Source organism: Streptomyces sp. NPDC050743, from assembly GCF_044456925.1.
In the GTDB taxonomy this organism is placed as follows: Bacteria; Actinomycetota; Actinomycetes; order Streptomycetales; family Streptomycetaceae; genus Streptomyces.
The window spans coordinates 97,894-115,592 of the sequence record NZ_JBITGJ010000009.1 but is presented as its reverse complement, the minus strand read 5'-3'; the positions used below and the strand labels follow the sequence as shown (position 1 = coordinate 115,592).

16 protein-coding genes are annotated in these 17,699 nt (G+C 72.8%); 6 read left to right on the top strand and 10 right to left on the bottom strand.

What is annotated here, in order from left to right; all coding sequences use genetic code 11:
* Nucleotides 1-61 precede the first annotated feature (61 nt).
* Complete coding sequence (locus ACIBJF_RS12850) at nucleotides 62-1,585, bottom strand: glycosyltransferase family 39 protein (protein ID WP_399173724.1); 1,524 nt, start codon at nucleotides 1,583-1,585, stop codon at nucleotides 62-64.
* A 117-nt stretch (nucleotides 1,586-1,702) separates the two neighbouring features.
* On the opposite strand from ACIBJF_RS12850, the gene ACIBJF_RS12845 reads away from it, so the two are divergent.
* Nucleotides 1,703-3,334 carry a hypothetical protein gene (locus tag ACIBJF_RS12845; RefSeq protein ID WP_399173723.1) on the top strand — a complete coding sequence of 544 codons (1,632 nt, stop codon included), beginning with the start codon at nucleotides 1,703-1,705 and terminating at the stop codon, nucleotides 3,332-3,334.
* Nucleotides 3,335-3,358: 24 nt separating this feature from the next.
* Here the strand turns inward: ACIBJF_RS12845 and ACIBJF_RS12840 are convergent, their stop codons facing one another.
* The 3 genes from ACIBJF_RS12840 to ACIBJF_RS12830 form a co-directional block, all read right to left on the bottom strand.
* Nucleotides 3,359-4,129, bottom strand: a complete 771-nt coding sequence (locus ACIBJF_RS12840; RefSeq protein ID WP_399173722.1) for a hypothetical protein — start codon at nucleotides 4,127-4,129, stop codon at nucleotides 3,359-3,361.
* 164 nt (nucleotides 4,130-4,293) lie between these two features.
* Nucleotides 4,294-4,677, bottom strand: a complete 384-nt coding sequence (locus ACIBJF_RS12835; protein ID WP_356303048.1) for a peptidase inhibitor family I36 protein — start codon at nucleotides 4,675-4,677, stop codon at nucleotides 4,294-4,296.
* Between the two features lie 128 nt (nucleotides 4,678-4,805).
* Nucleotides 4,806-6,857, bottom strand: coding sequence for a bifunctional glycosyltransferase 87/phosphatase PAP2 family protein (locus ACIBJF_RS12830; protein ID WP_399173721.1), 2,052 nt, complete (start codon nucleotides 6,855-6,857; stop codon nucleotides 4,806-4,808).
* A 343-nt stretch (nucleotides 6,858-7,200) separates the two neighbouring features.
* Here ACIBJF_RS12830 and proP point away from each other — a divergent pair, with 343 nt between their 5' ends.
* Together proP and ACIBJF_RS12820 are read left to right on the top strand one after the other, a co-directional pair.
* Nucleotides 7,201-8,586, top strand: coding sequence for a glycine betaine/L-proline transporter ProP (proP, locus tag ACIBJF_RS12825; protein WP_399173720.1), 1,386 nt, complete (start codon nucleotides 7,201-7,203; stop codon nucleotides 8,584-8,586).
* Nucleotides 8,587-9,139: 553 nt separating this feature from the next.
* On the top strand, nucleotides 9,140-9,811 hold the full coding sequence (locus ACIBJF_RS12820; RefSeq protein ID WP_399173718.1) for an O-methyltransferase: 672 nt from the start codon (nucleotides 9,140-9,142) through the stop codon (nucleotides 9,809-9,811).
* Between the two features lie 27 nt (nucleotides 9,812-9,838).
* Here the strand turns inward: ACIBJF_RS12820 and ACIBJF_RS12815 are convergent, their stop codons facing one another.
* Nucleotides 9,839-10,231 (bottom strand): hypothetical protein, encoded by a 393-nt coding sequence (locus ACIBJF_RS12815; RefSeq protein WP_399173817.1) that lies wholly within the window; start codon nucleotides 10,229-10,231, stop codon nucleotides 9,839-9,841.
* A 119-nt stretch (nucleotides 10,232-10,350) separates the two neighbouring features.
* On the opposite strand from ACIBJF_RS12815, the gene ACIBJF_RS12810 reads away from it, so the two are divergent.
* Complete coding sequence (locus ACIBJF_RS12810; RefSeq protein WP_399173716.1) at nucleotides 10,351-10,797, top strand: DUF1992 domain-containing protein; 447 nt, start codon at nucleotides 10,351-10,353, stop codon at nucleotides 10,795-10,797.
* Here ACIBJF_RS12810 and ACIBJF_RS12805 read toward each other — a convergent pair.
* The 4 genes from ACIBJF_RS12805 to ACIBJF_RS12790 form a co-directional block, all read right to left on the bottom strand.
* Nucleotides 10,786-12,066, bottom strand: a complete 1,281-nt coding sequence (locus ACIBJF_RS12805) for a hypothetical protein (protein WP_399173715.1) — start codon at nucleotides 12,064-12,066, stop codon at nucleotides 10,786-10,788. The two genes, ACIBJF_RS12810 and ACIBJF_RS12805, sit on opposite strands and share 12 nt — an antisense overlap.
* Nucleotides 12,067-12,071: 5 nt before the next feature.
* Nucleotides 12,072-12,680: a hypothetical protein gene (locus tag ACIBJF_RS12800; protein ID WP_399173714.1), complete on the bottom strand. Its 609-nt coding sequence runs from the start codon at nucleotides 12,678-12,680 to the stop codon at nucleotides 12,072-12,074.
* Between the two features lie 88 nt (nucleotides 12,681-12,768).
* The gene (locus ACIBJF_RS12795; RefSeq protein ID WP_399173712.1) at nucleotides 12,769-13,185 is read right to left on the bottom strand and encodes a nuclear transport factor 2 family protein; all 417 of its coding nucleotides are present in this window, start codon (nucleotides 13,183-13,185) and stop codon (nucleotides 12,769-12,771) included.
* Between the two features lie 49 nt (nucleotides 13,186-13,234).
* On the bottom strand, nucleotides 13,235-13,957 hold the full coding sequence (locus tag ACIBJF_RS12790) for a helix-turn-helix transcriptional regulator (protein WP_399173711.1): 723 nt from the start codon (nucleotides 13,955-13,957) through the stop codon (nucleotides 13,235-13,237).
* A gap of 60 nt (nucleotides 13,958-14,017) precedes the next feature.
* Here ACIBJF_RS12790 and ACIBJF_RS12785 point away from each other — a divergent pair, with 60 nt between their 5' ends.
* Complete coding sequence (locus ACIBJF_RS12785; RefSeq protein WP_399173709.1) at nucleotides 14,018-14,515, top strand: GNAT family N-acetyltransferase; 498 nt, start codon at nucleotides 14,018-14,020, stop codon at nucleotides 14,513-14,515.
* Here the strand turns inward: ACIBJF_RS12785 and ACIBJF_RS12780 are convergent.
* Nucleotides 14,508-16,547: a DHA2 family efflux MFS transporter permease subunit gene (locus ACIBJF_RS12780; protein WP_399173708.1), complete on the bottom strand. Its 2,040-nt coding sequence runs from the start codon at nucleotides 16,545-16,547 to the stop codon at nucleotides 14,508-14,510. The genes ACIBJF_RS12785 and ACIBJF_RS12780 overlap by 8 nt on opposite strands.
* 140 nt (nucleotides 16,548-16,687) lie before the next feature.
* On the opposite strand from ACIBJF_RS12780, the gene ACIBJF_RS12775 reads away from it, so the two are divergent.
* A complete protein-coding gene (locus ACIBJF_RS12775) occupies nucleotides 16,688-17,623 on the top strand; it encodes a peptidoglycan-binding protein (RefSeq protein ID WP_399173707.1) in 936 nt (311 codons plus the stop codon).
* The last annotated feature ends 76 nt before the right edge of the window (nucleotides 17,624-17,699 follow it).

Sequence of the window (17,699 nt, the reverse complement as noted above, 5' to 3'; positions counted from 1 at the left end):
GCCGAGCGATGATCTCCTCCTGAGAAGTCCGTCCTGAGAAGCCGGGTGGTGCCTCGCGCGGTCAGCAGTGGTCGCCGCGCTCGTACACCTCGATCCGCGCGGTGCCGATCGCCGTGCCGGCGCACCGCGTGAAGTGGTCGTGCAGCGCCGCTTCCTTCGCCGCCTCGCGCGCACTGCTCTCGTGGCGCTCCCGGGCCGGCTCGCGCACCACGACGATCCGCGCGGCGCGCACGATCCGGTTGCGGATGTCGGTGGGCGGCAGCTCGGTGCCGTAGAGCGTGTGCGAGGGGTGCGGCGCGGCGGCGAGCGCGAGGTCGTGCGCGCCGTACAGCGCGGGCTCCTGCCCGAGCAGCCACACCCTGCGGCTGGACGGCAGGAAGAGCACGCCGTCGCCGGACGCCACCCTGTCCCGCACCGCGGCGGAGATGGCCACGACATCGTCCGTACGGCTCGCCGGGCTGCGCAGATGCGTTCCCACCGGTCCCACGGCGACCAGCAAGGCGGCGGCCGCCACGAGCGCCAGGGCCGCGCGGGGGCGCACGGACCGCCACAGCGTGTCGAGGGCGGCACCCGTGAGGAGGGCGAGACCGGCCTGGGCGTACAGCACGTAACGGTCGACGTAGAGGGGCTTGGCCGCCGAGGCCAGCAGCAGCGACGCCGGGGGCAGCAGAAGCAGGGGCAGCGCCCAGGTGCCGAGTGCCCGGGGTGCCCCCGGACGCCGGTGCACCAGCGCGCAGGCCCACCCGACGCCCGCGATCAGCAGGAAACTCAGTACATCTCCGCGCATGGACACCGTGATCCACGCGACCTGGCCCGACTGACGCAGGCTCAGCAGCACCAGGGGCGTGACCGCCGCCACCGCACAGCAGCACGCTCCCGCCCACGCCGCCAGCACCGGCCGCGGCTGCCGGGCCACGAGCAGGGCGACGCCGTGGGCGGCGAGCGCCGGCAGCGCGAACTCGTGCAGCAGGCCGGACAGGACGGCCAGCGCGGCATAGCCGGCCCACCAGGCGCCGCGCCGCTCGGTGCACGCCCTGAGCAGGACCCATGTCTCGGCCACCACGAGGGCGGTCACCAGGGCGTAGGAGCGGCCCTCCTGCGCGTAGCGCTGGACGGCGGGCAGCAGCGCGAACACCGTCCCCGCGAAGAGTCCGGCCCGCGCCCCGGCCAGCCGCCGGCCCAGTGCGGCGACCCCCACCGTGGCGCCCGCCATGGCCAGCACCGACGGCAGCCGCAGAGCGACGAGGCCACCGTCCCAGAGCCGGAACACGCCCCGCATCAGCAGGTAGTAGAAGCCGTGCACCGCGTCGGCCCCGCCGAGCGTCGCCCACAGGTCCGGCAGGCTGCGGTGAGCCATGTCGTACGTGACGGCCTCGTCCTGCCACAGCGTGTTCTGCCGGCGAATGCCCCACAGCCCGAGCAGCACGCTGACCGCCCCCGGGGTCAGGACGCCGAGGCGCCCCGTCGTCCGGGGCCGGGCGGCGCGCGGCCCAGGTGGTGCGGCCGGGCGGGCAGGCGGAACGCGTGTCGCGGTGGCTATGGCCGGCTCCTCGTGTCTCGTCGGCGGTACGGGCGGTGCGGACACGGGACAAGTGAAGTGGCCGGAAAATTGATGGTCAGCCGCCTTCCGGCCCGCCTATCAATCCCGCATCGCGTACCGTGAACCGCTGATCCGGGAACGGGGAGCGCAGGGGGATTCGTCGTGGGTCGTTCCGAGAAGCCGCTGGATCCGGAGGCGGGACCGGTGCAGCGGTTCGCCCATGGACTGCGCGAGTTACGGCGGGCGTCCGGAAGCCCCCCGTACCGGGAGATGGCCCGCCGCGCCGGCTACTCGGCCCCCACCCTGTCCAGCGCCGCGACGGGCGACCGGCTGCCGTCACTGCCGGTCACCCTGGCGTACGTCGAGGCCTGCGGCGGCCGGCCCGAGGACTGGGAACCGCGCTGGCGCGCCCTCGCCGAGGAGCTCTCCGCCCGGCCCGCGGCACAGGACGCGGAGGAACCGGCGCCCTATCGTGGACTCGCCCGGTTCGACACGGAGGACGGCGATCTGTTCTTCGGCCGGGACCAGCTCGTCGAGGACCTCGTCGGCCTGGTCCGCGAGCACCGCTTCGTCGCGGTCGTCGGGGCCTCGGGCAGCGGCAAGTCCTCCCTGCTGCGTGCCGGGCTCGTCCGGGCACTGCGGAACCTCGGCGAGCGGGACGGGAGGCCGGCCGCCATACGGATCTGCACACCCGGACAGGCCCCGCTGCGGACCCATGGCGCGCTCCTGGAGCCGGTGGCGGGCGACGCGGACACCGTGCTGGTGGTCGACCAGTTCGAGGAGGTGTTCACGCTCTGTCAGGATCCGGTGCAGCGCGGGGAGTTCATCGGCGCTCTGCTCACCTCCCGTACGGTGACCGGGTCCCGGCTGCGCGTGGTCATCGCGGTTCGGGCCGATTTCTACGGCCGGTGCGCCGAGCACCACGACCTCGTCCAGGCGCTCAACGCGGCGACCCTCCTGGTCGGGCCCATGTCCCCGGAGCAGATCCGGGAGGCGATCGTGAAACCGGCCACGGCCGGGCGGCTGATGGTGGAACGAGCCCTGACCGCCCGGATTCTCTCCGACGTGGCGCAGGAGCCCGGGGCCCTGCCGCTCATGTCCCACGCCTTGCTGGAGCTCTGGCGACGCCGCCGGGGCCGCACCCTGACGCTGGCGGCGTACGAGGCGATCGGCGGGGTCCAGGGCGCGGTGGCCCACACGGCCGAGGAGGTGTTCACGGGGTTCACGGCGGCCCGGACGGAACTCGCCCGCGCGCTGCTGCTGCGGCTGATCACTCCGGGGGAGGAAGCGCCGGACACCCGGCGTCCGGCCGAGCGGGCCGAGCTGGTCCGGTCCAAGGCGGCGGAAGAGGTGCTCGAAGCCCTGGTCCGGGCGCGGTTGGTGACCGTCGACGGCACCGGAGTGGACCTCACGCACGAAGCGCTCATCACCGCGTGGCCGCGGCTGCGTAGCTGGGTGGAGACCGATCGGGAACGGCTGCGACTGCAGCGGCGGTTGACGGAATCCGCCAAGGAGTGGGAGCAGCTGGCGCGGGATCCGGGCGCCCTGTACCGGGGCGCCCGGCTGCTGGCCGCCCGGGACGCGTTCATGGGGGCGGACGGTCCCTCGCCCGATCTGACACCGCTGGAGCGGGAGTTCCTCACCGCGAGCATCCGCAGCGGGCGCTTCGTGCAGCCGGCCCTGGTCTGGGTCCGGCGCTTCGTACGGAGCCGCTGGTGGCCGGCGTTCCAGCTCGCACTGCTGTGCGCGGTGGTGCTGTGGACCGTGTGGTTCCTCAACCGCGACCACCCGTGACGTTCCCCGGGCGTACGCGCGCGGTCAGCGCCGGCCGAGCACGGCGCGGGCGGCGGCGAGGTGCCGGTCCTTGGCCGACCTCAGCCGTGCGAAGTAGTCCCTGTGTTCACGGATGTCCCGGCTCTGGATGGCGCGTTCCTGCTCACTGAGCAGCTTCACGAGCCCGACGCGCCGCTTGCAGGTCACGTCGGCCTCCGCGGTCTGCCTCTCGGCGCGTGAGGGGGTGTCGGACCGCGTCCAGCGCGGGTCCTCGGCGGCGGCGTAGAAGTCCCGGTACGCGTGTCCCCTCTCCCGCATGCAACGCGCCCAGGAACGCGTCGCGCGTGCGCCCGCGGGGCTCTTCAACGCCTCGTCGAGGCTGAGCGAATTCAGCTTGTTCACCAGGTCTTCGTCCACCTCGTTCCCGTGTGCCAATTGGTCACCGGCCCGCTTGTAGCAGCCGTCGGCGGGATTCAGCGCGGCTTGTCTCTCGGCCGGCCCCAACCGTTTCTCGCGGTCGGTCTTCCGCGCGGTGATATCGGTGGAGCCCATCAGCCGGGCGTTGCTCTTGTAGCCCATTTCCTTCGCGACCGTCATCTCGATGACGCCGTAGCGTCGGCGGTTACGCAGGTCGGGATAGTGATTGCGGTGGTCGATGACTTCCCAGTCGTATCCGCGCTTTCTCATGCAGGCGCGGGTCAGACGGTCCTGTGCGCTTTCGATCAGGTAGATCTCATTGACCGACAACTGGTAGTCGTCGAGCGGGAGAACGAGATTCCTGACCTCCTCGGTCGGTGCGGGAGCCGCGGCGAGCACGGTCCTGGGGGCCTCCCCCTGGGACGTCCCGCCCCCGCAGCCCGTGACGAGAAGCAGAAGGGCCGTAGCCCCCGCCATCCGGCACCTGGTCATGCGTCCACCCCAGAATTCGTCCGCTCCACAGAAGAGAGGGGGCGCCGGCCGGACCGGCGCCCCCGTGGGTGTTACAGGAAGACCACGCAGCTCGCCTTGTTGTCGAACCCGTTGTTGCTGAAGTCGGAGTCGACGCTGTGCGGCTTCGCCGTGTAGGACTTGCCGGTGCACGAGCTGCCGTTGTCCCACATGCCGACGAAGGACCCGGTGTCGTTCCGCATCGAGCTGGCACCGTTCTGCATGACCTGGTGGGTGCCGGCCCAGTACTTGTTGTTCAGCTCCCGGTCGGTGCCCGAGAAGTTCGCGTGGTGGCCCTTGTAGTCGTCGTGCTCGTACAGCACGAAGTAGGAAGCCTGCGCCCCCGTGGGGGCCGCCGACGCCGTCGGCGCGGTCATGATGGCGCCGGCGGCGCACATGGCCAGAGCGCCGAGCGCCACACCCAGCTTGCGCTTCATCCGTTGTCCTCCCGTTCGAATGGTGGTGGTCCGAGGCGGACCTCCATCCGCCGCGACCAGTTCACGCGAACAGGGGTTCGGGGTACAGATGATGAGAAAATGTTCGAATGTGACGCCTGAGGCGGCGATCAGGTGCCGGACACGTGCAGGTGCTCCCGGTCCGGTCGTGCGGGCGACCGGCCAGGGCCGGCGCCGGCGGTCACGGAGACCGGGCGCGGCCCGGTCAGGACGTGGGTCAGACCGAAGCCCGCGGTCACCACCACCGCGCCGCCGACCGCGTCGAGCACCCAGTGGTTGCCGGTGGTGACGATGGCCGAGACGGTGAGGAGGGGGTGCAGCAGGCCGAGGGCCTTCATCCACCGCTTCGGGGCGATGACCGCGATCACCACGCCGCACCACAGGGCCCAGCCGAAGTGCAGCGACGGCATCGCCGCGTACTGGTTGGTGAGCGCGGTCAGGGCACCGTAGTCCGGCCTGGAGAAGTCCTGGACGCCGTGGACGGTGTCGACGATGCCGAGGGCCGGCATCAGGCGCGGCGGGGCCAGCGGGAAGAGCCAGAAGCCGATCAGGGCGAGGAAGGTGGCGAAGCCGAGGGAGGCGCGGGCCCAGCGGTAGTCGACGGGGCGGCGCCAGTAGAGGACGGCGAGGACCGCCAGCGGGACCGCGAAGTGGAAGGACTCGTAGTAGAAGCCGAAGAAGTCCCGCAGCCAGCCGATCGTCGCCACCGCGTGGTTGACCCCGTGCTCGATGTCGATGTGCAGGAACCGTTCGAGGTCGAGGACGAGACGGCCGTGATGCTCGGCCGTCGCCCGGCCCTGGGTGGTGCTGCCACCGGTCGCGGCCAGGCGGACCTGCGCGTAGGCGGCGTAGACGACCCGGATGAGCAGCAGTTCCAGCAGGAGGTTCGGGCGGGTGAGGACACGGCGCAGGAAGGGCAGCAGGGGGACGCGGCGGAAGCGGGCCGGGATCGCCGGCGCGTACTGCGCCGGGACCGGCCGCTGGTAGTGGGGGGCCGTCCGGGACAGGAACGGCACGGCCGTGGCGGCGGCCAGCGCCGCGAGCAGGACGAGGTTGTCGCGCAGCGGGAACATCACCGCCAGGTTCGGCAGCAGCATCCTCGCCGGCAGGGTGGTCACCAGGATCATCGCCACCGGCCAGACGTACCGGTCGGAGGTCCGGCGGCCGACCCGGCCGACCATCGCGAGCAGCACCCACAGCAGCTGGTACTGCCAGGCGGTGGGAGAGACGGCGACGACGGCGCAACCGGTGACGGCCACGGCGAGCAGCAGCTGGCCGTCGTGGGCGTACCGGACGGCACGGCGCACGGCGAGCGCGCCGACGGCGGCGCCGAGCACCAGGAAGAGGGCGATCTCCAGCGGGCCGGTCAGGCCCAGGCGGAGCAGGGCGCCGTGCAGGGACTGGTTGCCGAGGGCGTCGGCTTTGCCGCCGAGGCCCGTCCCGGCCATGTGGTGCACCCAGTACGTGTACGAGTCGTGCGGGAGCGCCGCCCAGGCGAGGGCGGTGCAGGCGGCGAAGGTACCGGCCGTCGCGGCGGTGGCCCGGCGGCGGCCGGTGAACCACAGCAGCGGGGCGAAGAGCAGCATGGTCGGCTGCAGAGCGGCGGCAAGGCCTATGCACAGCCCGCTCTCCCGCTCGCTCCGTACGGTGAAGCAGCCGAGCAGGACGAGCAGGACCGGCATGATGCTGGTCTGGCCGAGCCACAGGGCGTTGCGGACCGGCAGCGACAGCATGAGCAGGCTGATCGCGACCGGCGCGGCCAGCAGGGAGGTGCGGCGGCCCACCGGCCGAGGGAGCGCGCGGGCGGCCACCAGACCGAGGGCGACGACCAGCAGCAGGGTGCCGAAGGTCCAGCCCCAGCCGAGGGCGGCCTGCGCCGAACGGGTCAGTGGTTTGAGCACCAGACCCCCGAAGGGGGTGCCGGTGAACCGGGTCGAGTCGTAGATCGAACCGTTCACGTGCAGCACGCCATGGGGGCCGACCCAGGTCTCCAGGTCGGTCAGCCGCTCGCCGCTCGGCGTGGTGAGGACGACGGCCAGCTGCCGTACCGCGAGGATCGCGGCCACCGCCCACAGGGCGAGCCGGGCCGCGCGCAGCCGCGCCCCGGCCGGGGCCCCGCCGAAGGTGTCCGGCGGTCGCCCGCTGTGCTGCACGTTCGCCACGCCTCGTCGGCCTCCCGCCCCGTCCGGTCCCGACGCCGGTCACGCCGGGTTGGTTCGCGAACCCTGTGAGGGCTTCACCTGACGGTGTGTTCCTGTTGTCCGGATGACGATAGTCCGGTTGCGCGTGCGGGGCGCGATAAGGATCACAGCGCGGGACCGGACCGCCTGATCAGGAGCGGGCAGACATACCTGGGTACACGCGGTTTGACTACATGATGCAGCCGACTGCATACAGAACGTCAGGGACCGAGGTCCGCCTATGGTCGCTTTTCGGCCCGTTTCCCGGCAGCGTCGCCGCACGGACCGCGCCCCTGTCCCCGTCGAAAGGTAGGCGAGCCCCGTTTTGGCGACCGCCACAGCAGTCTCCCCGTCCCTTCCGAAGCCCCGGCGGGCCACCAAGGCCCGTGACGTCACCGTCACCGACCCCGCGCTGGTCAAGCGCGCCGTGAAGGCGGCCGCGCTCGGCAACGCGATGGAGTGGTTCGACTTCGGTGTCTACAGCTACATCGCGGTCACGCTGGGCAAGGTCTTCTTCCCGTCCGGCAACCCGACCGCACAGCTGCTGTCGACCTTCGGCGCCTTCGCGGCGGCCTTCCTGGTCCGGCCGCTCGGTGGCATGGTCTTCGGTCCACTGGGTGACCGCGTGGGCCGGCAGAAGGTTCTCGCCCTCACGATGATCATGATGGCGGCGGGCACGTTCGCCATCGGCCTGATCCCGTCGTACGCCTCGATCGGCGTGGGCGCGCCGCTGCTGCTTCTGGCCGCCCGGCTCGTGCAGGGCTTCTCGACCGGTGGTGAGTACGCCGGCGCGTCGACCTTCATCGCCGAGTACGCCCCCGACAAGAAGCGCGGCTTCTTCGGCAGCTGGCTGGAGTTCGGCACGCTGGCGGGCTACATCGGCGGCGCGGGTCTGGTGACGTTGATGACGGCGCTGCTGTCGTCGCAGGATCTGCAGTCCTGGGGCTGGCGCGTCCCGTTCCTGATCGCGGGCCCGATGGGCATCATCGGTCTGTATCTGCGGATGCGGCTGGAGGAGACCCCGGCGTTCGCCGCCGAGGTGGAGAAGGCGGAGGCCGCCCGGCCGAAGGTGCCGCTGCGCGAGATGGTCGCGGGCCAGTGGAAGGCGCTGCTGCTGTGCATGGGTCTGGTGCTGGTCTTCAACGTCACCGACTACATGCTGCTGTCGTACATGCCGAGCTACCTCACCAGTGAGCTGAAGTACGACGAGACGCACGGACTGCTGGTCGTGCTCGGCGTGATGGCCGTGATGATGATCGTCCAGCCGTTCGCGGGCGCGCTGACCGACCGGGTCGGCCGGCGTCCGGTGATCGCCGCGGGCTGCGCGGGCTTCCTGTTCCTGTCCATCCCCGCCCTGCTGCTGATCCGCGAGGGCAGCCTGCTCGCGGTGGGGCTGGGCATGGGCGCGCTGGGTCTGCTCCTGGTGTGCTTCACGGCGGCCATGCCGGCCGCGCTGCCCGCTCTCTTCCCGACGCGGGTGCGGTACGGGTCGCTGTCCATCGGGTTCAACGTGTCGGTGTCCCTGTTCGGCGGGACGACTCCGCTGGTCGTGACCGCGCTGATCGGGGCGACGGGGAACATGATGATGCCCGCGTACTACATGATGGCCGCGGCTGTCGTGGGCGGGTTCGCCGTATGGCGGATGTCCGAGTCGGCCGGACGCCCGCTGCCCGGCTCGGCACCGTCGGTGGAGGCTCGCCAGGCGCCGTAGGGGGTGCGGGTTGAGACTCGCCAGGCGCCGTAGAGGTGCGGGTGGTGTGCGGGGCGCGGGCGCGCGGCGGCGGATCGCGCAGTTCCCCGCGCCCCTGGGGAGCCGCGGCCACCGCAGGCTGGAACGCGCCGTGACTGTGGTGGCCGCGGCCGCCGTGGGCGGGTTCGCCGTATGGCGGATGTCCGAGCCCGCCGGACGTAGGGGTGCGGGCGCGCGGCGGCTGATCGCGCGGTTCCCCGCGCCCCTGGGGAGCCGCGACCACCGCAGCCTGGGACGCGCCGTAGATGCGGGAAGCGGTGCCGTGGTGCGCCGGGCCGTCGTCGACACCCCGGTCGGCGGGGGATCCGCGAGTGGCGGATGCGCGAGGTCGGCGGGGTTCCGGTCCGGCCGCTCAGCCTGGGTGGCGGGCTCCTGGCGGTCGCTGCCGCCGTCGCCCTGATCGTCGTACGGCGCTCCCGGCGCCGGTGAATCCGTCGGTGATCGCGCCGTCGGCGCCCGTCGGCTGAGACGATGTCGGTGGGAAGGGCCCGCACTCGGGAAAGGCAGCAGGAGCATGAGCGACTCCCAGCTCTGGGACGACGTCGACGACTACTTCACCAGCCGGCTCGCCCCCGATGACGAGGCGTTGCAGGCGGCCCTGCGGGAGAACGACGCAGCCGGCCTGCCGCACATCGCCGTCACGGCGGCGCAGGGCAAGTTCCTCCAACTGCTCGCCCAGGTCCAGGGCGCGCGGCACATCCTGGAGATCGGCACGCTCGGCGGTTACAGCACGATCTGGCTGGCCCGCGCCCTACCCGAGGACGGCAGGCTCGTGTCGCTGGAGTACAACGCCAGGCACGCCGAGGTGGCCACCCGGAACCTCGCCCGGGCCGGCCTGGACCGGATCGCGGAGGTGCGGGTGGGCCCGGCCCTGGAGTCGCTGCCCAAGCTCGCCGACGAGAATCCGGCCCCGTTCGACCTGGTGTTCATCGACGCCGACAAGGCCAACAACGCGCACTACGTGGAGTGGGCGCTGCGGCTCACCCGCACCGGCAGCCTGATCGTCCTGGACAACGTGGTGCGCGGCGGCCGGGTCGTCGACGAGAGCAGCACCGAGCCCGACGTCGTGGGCACGCGCGCCGCGATCGAGCTGATCGCCACGCATCCGAGGCTGAGCGGCACGGCCCTTCAGACCGTCGGCAGCAAGGGCCACGACGGCTTCGCGCTGGCCCGGGTACTGGACTGAGCCGCTCCGGCACGGCTCGGACGGGCTTCAGACCTCGTGGTAGAAGCCGACGTTGACGCTGCGCGGCGCGGTGCGGTCCTGGACGACGATCTCGCCGGACCCGCCGCGCGGCAGCGCTACGGTCGCGCCGTAGCCGAGGGGCTGCGCGTACTCCCCCACCACCAGCCGCACTTCCGACGACGGCTCGGCCTGGGAACCGCGCAGCCAGGTCAACTGCCAGCCGCCGTCCGGGCCGCACCGGAACTCCAGGTGCACCCGGGAGACGAACAGCCAGTCCTCCGGGGTGGCCAGCCGGCACGCGGACGCGTCCCGGCCGACCCGGAGCACGGCACCCGGCTCGCTCGGCGCGTCGGCCATCGTCATGCCGGCCGTGGCGCCCGCGTCGGCACCGGAGACGGTGGCCATGGTGAGTTCGAGCACGAGCGTTTCCCCCTCGACGTCGGTGACGTCCTTGTACGGCGGCCGGATTGGGGCCGCGTTCGTGTACCGCGGCCGCATGATAAAACGCCCGGCCGGGCCGCGTCCGGCACAATGGGTTCATGACCGAGCGAAAGCCACCGGGCGTGCCGTTCGAGTCCTGGGTCGACAAGCAGATCCGCGACGCGCAGGGGCGGGGGGAGTTCGAGCGGCTGCCGGGCACGGGTGAGCCGTTGCCCGCCGACCTCGACTCCGGCTACGACGAACTGTGGTGGATCAAGCGGAAGATGGCGCGCGAGGGCCTGTCCGTGCTGCCGCCCGCCCTCGCCCTGCGCAAGGAGGCCGAGGACGCGCTCGCGGCGGCCTACGCGGCGCCCTCCGAGCGGATCGCGCGGAAGATCATCGAGGACGTCAACGTCAAGATCAAGGACATGATGTTCAAGCCGCCGCCCGGGCCGCCGCTGGGCAAGAAGCCGTACGACGTCGAGGAGGTCGTACGCGAGTGGCGGCAGCGCAGGGCTGCCGCCAGGGGTGGGCTGCGGGCTCCGGGGCGACCGTCAGATGTGTAGCAGGCGCCCGGCCAGCTCCTGGTAGTCGCGCAGAGCCAGCCTGAGCTGCTCGGTGTCGGTGTCCGAGCCCGGTCCACGGTCCTCGGAGGCCTCCCAGGACCGCCGCAGCGTGCGGCGCCGCCGCTCCACGGCCTCTTCGAACCGCCCCGCGATCTCCTCCAGCACGTGATCGGCCTGCTCGACCGCGCCCCGAGGCTCGTCCACGAACCCGACGGCCAGCTGCCGCATCCGCTGCTCCCAGAGGTCGGTCTCGTCGTGGGACAGCAGGGGGGCGCCGGTGCCGGAGGGAGCGGGTGCCGTCTCGCCGACGGTGGACCCGCGTGCCCCGGTGCCGCCCGGTGCCGTCGGCCATGCGTCCCGTTCCGTGGACTCGCTGGTGTGCGCATCACGCGCGCTCACGTCACCGGGGGACGGAACCCCCAGCCCGTCCTCGGGCATCGGGCTCTCGTACGCCGTACCACCTTCTCCGGCCATACGGCTCTCATGTCGGGCCGCGGGTTCGCTCGGCACCCGGCCCTCGTGCGGCGCCCCGCGCTCGCCGGGCATCCGGCCCTCGTCCGGCATGCGCCCCTCGGCCGGCGTCCCGCGCTCGTTCGGCAGTCCGACCCCGCCGGGCATGCGTCCCTCGCCCGGCGGCATACCCCGCTCGCCGGACGTCCGACTCTCCGGTGGCGTCACGGGCTCGACGGGAACCCCGGACAGCCCGGTCCCACGGGACATCCGCCCCTCACCCCGCGGCACACCGCTCTCGCCGCTCATCCGACTCTCCGGTCGCGTCAGGGGCTCGACCGGCATCCGGCTCTCTCCGGGCATGCGACCTTCACCCCGCATACCGCCCTCGTCCGGCATACGACCCTCGTACGCCACCCCGGGCTCGCTCGACATCCCGCTCTCGCCAGGCATCCGACCCTCGCCGGTCATCCGGCCCCCGCCGGCCATGCCGCTGGCGCCCGGCATCCGGCCCTCGCCCGCCGTACCCCTGGGCATCCGGCCGTCACCCGGCATACCGCCCTCGTCCCTTACGGGAGGTGTGTCCTCCGGGGTGAGGTCGTCGGCTGTCAGGCCGTTGCGGCCGGGGCCGACCGAGCCGGGGAGGCGGGAGGTGCCCGCTGTGGGCGGGGGTTCGCCGGGGAGCCGTTCCTCCGGCAGGGGGTCCCTCGGGGTGTGCCGGCCCAAAGGCATGTCCTCCGGGGTCCAGTCCTCGTCCGGCGGCCGGCGGAAGCGGCCGGTGGGACGCTCGTCGCCGGGCTCGCTCGTCCTGTCCGACATGGTGCTCACCCCTCCTTCGAGTGGCTGGTGCCGGCATGGGTCGCCCGGTGGCGGCGGGTCTCCCGGGAGGGGTGGGTCAGGTCGTCGAAGAGTTCGCGGGCGCCGACGAGCGCCGTACGCATCTCCTCGGTCCCGGATCCGGCCTCGGTCAGCCCGTCGCGCGCCCCGGCACGGGCCACCCGGTGCACCCGCCGATAGCCGTCGACGTGCGCGGCGTGGTGCACGGACAGCGCGGCGAGCTGCTCCTCGTAGCGCCCGCCGTTGGGGTAGCCGCGCGCGGCCGCGAGGTCCGCGAGCAACTGGTCGGCCTCGGCCACCGCCTGCCGCGGCGACTCGACGAAGTGTTCCTGCACGGCCGTCCACCGAGCCGCGTACTGCTCACGCCCGGCCGGGTCCAGTGGCCGTTCCCGAAGGTGGCCGTGGCGTTGGACGCGCTCGGCCAACTCCCGTTCGGCGGCCTTGGTGTCCCCGTCGTGCAGGGCGACGGTCCGCTCGTACTCGGGTCCGAAACGCCGCTTCAGGCCGGACCCGCCGTACCGTCCGCGGCCGCGCAGGATCGGGGCGGTGGCCGCGGCGATGATCACTACCGCCACGATCACGGTCAACACGATCATGCCTGTGGACATGATTCCCTTCCGATCGGCCGGCCCCGCTGGCCGGCTCCCCCTCCGGGTGACCCGGAGGGGGAGCCACAAACGGTGGTCAGTCCGCGAAGCGGCGCGCTCCGGTCACCGACCAGACCGTCGCGATACGTCCGTCCACCACCTCCAGCAGATCGATCCCGCTCTTCTGGGTGCCGTCCGGCAGGGTCACGTACCAGCAGCAGGCGGCCCGGCCCGGCTCGCCGTCCACCACCGGCGTGCCGTCGACGGTGAAGCGCAGTCCGGGCTGCTCCTCGCGGAAGGCGGAGATCAGCCCGACGATCCCGGCGGGGCCGTGCACCGCGTCGGTGGTCGCGCCCCGCTCGGGGTCGTTCGCGAAACGGATGCGGAAGCCGGGCGCGAGGAACGCCTCCGGGTCGCTGAAGTCGCCGTTCCACAGCGCGGTCCAGCGGTCGAAGAGGGCGATGCCGGTGGCGGGGGTCGGCATGCGATGACCGGTGTGAGAAGTCGTTGTCATGGCCTCAGCCTCGGCCCCGTCCGCGACACCCCCCTGTCGGTGATTGCCGTCACATCGCCGTCGCCGCGTCGAGCGGTACGACGTCGGAGCCGAGCGTGTCGAGCGCGGCGAGGTCGACCGTGCGCCGCGGGGCCCGCTCGTCCAGGGCCGTCGCCGCGCGGACGCGGTCCAGCCGGAAGCCCCGCGGTGCGTCCCGCAGCCGGCACCAGGCCGCCAGATACCAGTGCTCCGCCCCGCCGAGGAAGCCCAGCGGTTCCACGTCCCGCGCGGTGACCCGGCCGGCGGCGTCGGAGTACTCCAGCCGCAGCACCCGGCCCGCGGTCAGCGCCTCCCGCAGCGCGCCGGGCACCGCTGGACCGGCGGGCCGCTCCGCGCGGGCGGCCGGGACGAGCAGCCGTACCCGCTCGGTCAGCTCGGCCGCAGCCCCGCGCTCCCGTTCCGGCATCACGGCGAGCACCTTGTGCAGCGCGCTGCGCGCGTCCGCCGCGAACGGCGTGCCGGCCAGCGCGTGCAGAGCGACGGCGAGGGCGGTCGCCTCGGCCGGGGTGATGGTCAGCGGCGGCAGCGTCCGCTCCTTGTCGAGCACGTAACCGCCGCTGCGGCCCGGCTGGGCGTGGATGGGCACCCCGGACTGCTGCAACGCGGCCAGGTCCCGCTCGATCGTGCGGACACTGACCTCGAAGCGCCGGGCGAGCGCGCGGGCGCTGCGGGGACGGGGAGCGGCGGCGCGCAACTCCTCGACGAGGGCGTAGAGACGGTCGGTGCGGTTCACGGCAGACAGTCTGCGGAAATCCGCTCGGCGGCGCGGCGGCGGCCGCCGACAATGGCCGGCATGACATGGACGATCAGCCCGGAACCGTACGACTCCCCGGTCGCCGCCGCGCTCTGGCGGGCGTACTACACGGAGGTCAGCGACCGCTGGTATCTGCTGCACGAGGGCCGGCGTACTGACCCCGCCGAGCTGGAGCGGGAGATCGCGGCCACGACCGGATCCGAACTCGCGCCTCCCACCGGGCGGTTGTTCGTCGGCCGGTACGACGGCGAGCCGGCCGGCTGCGCGGGCGTACGGCTTCTGGAGCCGGACACGGCGGAACTGACCCGGGTGTTCGTGTACGAGCGGCTGCGCGGCAAGGGCGGGGCCCCCTTGCTGGTGGCCGCCGCAGAGGAGGCCGCCCGCGCCCTCGGCGCCCGGCGGCTGATCCTGGACACCCGCGGCGACCTGGTCGAGGCCCGCGCCCTGTACGCCCGCCTCGGCTTCACGGAGACCGAGCCGCACAACGACGACATCTATGCCGAGCACTGGTTCCGCAAGGACCTGGCCCTCAACTGACCTCGGCCTTCGTCGCGTTGTGCGGCCGCTCGCCGTCGGTTCCGCACAGCTCGGCGGTGAGCTGCCGGACGAGCTGGGTCAGGTCGGTGGAACGGCCGGGCCCCCACCAGTCGCCGAGGAGCTCGGCGAGGGATTCCTCGCGGGCCTTGGCGAGGTGTTCGGCGACCTCGCGGCCGGAGTCGGTCAGGTACAGCTCCAGGCCCCGGCGTTCGGCGAGGTGCCGTTCCTCGACCTGGCGGGCGGCGGCGAGGACGGCCTCCAGCGGGACGGGGCTGCGCTCGGCGAGCACGCCCGGCTCGACCAAGCCGTACTTGCGGATGCGCAGCAGCACCCAGCTGGCGGCGGGCAGCAGGTCGTACCCGGCCCGTTCGGTGATCTTCCGGTAGACCTCGCGGCGGCCCTCACGGGTGCCGAGCAGGGACAGGGCGCGGGAGCACTCGTCGTAGGAGGACCGCTCGACCGGGTTGGGCGGGATGGTCTCGGAGGCGTCCGGCGCGGTGACCGAGCCGCGCAGCCGGTCCTCCTTCAGGAACCAGGCCAGCAGGAAGCCGAGGAGGGCGACGGGGACGGCGTAGAGGAAGACGTCGGTGATGGCGGACGCGTACGCGTGCAGGGCCGCCGGGCGCAGGGCGGGCGGCAGGGCGGCGATGCCGCGCGGGTCGGACTTGAGGGCGTCGGCGCTGACGCCGGGCGGCAGGCCGACGCCCCGGAAGGCCGCGGCGAGCTTGTCGCCGAGGCGGCTCGCGAACACCGTGCCGAAGATCGCCACGCCGAAGGAGGCGCCGATGGAGCGGAAGAAGGTCGCGCCGGAGGTGGCGACGCCCAGGTCCTCGTAGGAGACCGCGTTCTGCACGATGAGGACGAGGACCTGCATGACCAGGCCCAGTCCGAGGCCGAACACGAAGAAGCAGGCGCTCATCTCGGCGGTCGGGCTGTGCTCGTCGAGCCGGTGGAGGAGGAGCAGGCCGATGGTGGTGACGGCGGTGCCGGTGACCGGGAAGACCTTCCAGCGGCCGGTGCGGCTGACGATCTGTCCGGAGACCGTGGAGGACAGCAGCAGGCCGACCACCATGGGCAGCATGTGCACGCCGGACAGGGTCGGCGAGATGCCGTGCACGACCTGCAGGAAGGTCGGCAGATAGGTCATCGCGCCGAACATGGCGAAGCCGACGATGAAGCTGATGACGGCGGCGAGGGTGAAGGTGCGGATGCCGAACAGCTTCGGCGGCAGCACCGGTTCGGCGGCCCTGCGCTCGACGGCCACGAACGCCACGGCCAGCAGCACGCCCAGCACGGCGAGCCCGATGATCTGCGCCGAGCCCCAGGCCCAGGTCGTACCGCCGAGGGAGGCGACGAGGACCAGACAGGTGGCGACGGAGGCGATCAGGAGGGTGCCGAGGTAGTCGATGACGTGGTGCGCGCTGCGGCGCGGGATGCGCAGGGCGGTGGCGATCACGGCGAGCGCGACGACACCGACGGGCAGGTTGACGTAGAACACCCAGCGCCAGCTCAGATGCTGGGTGAACAGCCCGCCGAGCAGCGGTCCGAGCACACTGGTCGCGCCGAACACGGCCCCGAACAGCCCCTGGTAACGGCCGCGTTCACGGGGCCGCACGATGTCGCCGACGATCGCCATCGACAGCACCATCAACCCGCCGCCGCCCAGGCCCTGCAGCGCCCGGAACCCGATCAGCTCGCCCATGTTCCGCGCCATGCCGCACAGCGCCGAGCCGACGAGGAAGATCACGATGGCGGTCTGGAACAGCCGCTTGCGCCCGTACTGGTCGCCGAGCTTGCCCCACAGCGGTGTTGCGGCGGTCGCGGCCAGCAGATACGCGGTGACCACCCAGGACAGGTGCTCCAGGCCGCCGAGGTCGCTGACGATGGTGGGCAGCGCGGTCGACACGATCGTCTGGTCGAGCGCGGCGAGCAGCAGCCCGAGGAGCAGGGCGCCGATCGAGACGAGCACGTTGCCCGAGACCTGCTCGGCGGCCCTGATCTCCTTCTGCGTGCCGTGCGTTTCCAGGGTCATGAAGACCTCCCGGGGCTGGATGCACCTCTTCCATCGTGGTCGGTGTCACCGTTTATGGCCTGTTGAGTCCCGCGTTTCCGGCGGCGGATGCGAAGAAGTTGCGCATAGGGTCTGTAGTTCGTGAGGGGAGGGGCGAACACGTGAGTGAATCCGAGGGCCACAGGTGTCCGGAGTGCGGCGCGCCGAGAGGCCCGGACCTGAGCCCGTCCTGCGACTGCACCGAGCGCGCGGCCGAGGCCCTGCGCGAGAGTCGTACGGCCGAGGCGGCAGCGGCGGAGGACTTCGATCCGCTGCGGATACGGCCGTATGTGAAGGTCGAGGCCGTCGAGACGACGCTGCCCCTGCGGTCGTCGGCGGAGCCGCCGAGTACGGCCGACCCGGGGGTGCGGCGCCCTGAAGAGGCGCTGGACGGTGCCTCGACACGCGAGTCGGCCGCGATCGCTCCCGCGGCGGCGCGGCAGCCGGACGACGGCCCACCGCGGCCGAAGGGGCGAAGCGCTCGCCGTACCCTCCTGCTGTCCGCCGCGGGAGCGCTCGCGGCGGCCGGGGTCGCGGGCGGGCTGCTCTCGTACCACACGCCGTCCCGGGACCGGTCGGCCCAGGAGGTCAGGGCGAGCGTCCCGCAGGTGAGCACGGCGCGCCCGGCGCCACCGACGGCGCCGCCCGCCTCCCCCTCCGTACCGCGCTCTCCGGTGCCGCCGCCCGCCGCTTCGGCGAGCCCGCCGCGCCCGACGAACCCGACGAGCCCGTCGGCGACGCCGACCACGTCACCGACGCCGGCCCCGTCCACCACGACGACCCGCCCGGCCTCCCCCACGTTCTCCGCCACCACCCGGGCCACCCCCGTCGTCGCCCCCGTGCTGCAACGCGGCGACCACGGCCCGGAGGTGACCGAACTCCAGGAGCGGCTGCGGCAGTTGAACCTCTACGGCGCCCAGGTCAACGGCAACTTCACCCGCCCCGTGGAGGACGCGGTACGCACCTACCAACTGGCGCGCGGCATCCAGGGCGACACCCTGGGCGTGTACGGGCCGGCGACGCGGGAGAGCCTGGAGGCGGAGACGTCCGAGCCGTGAGGGCGGGCGCGGCGGCCCTTGGCCGGTGAAGTGGGCGGCACCTCGGAGGACAGCCGGAACGCGCCGTCAGCCGGGA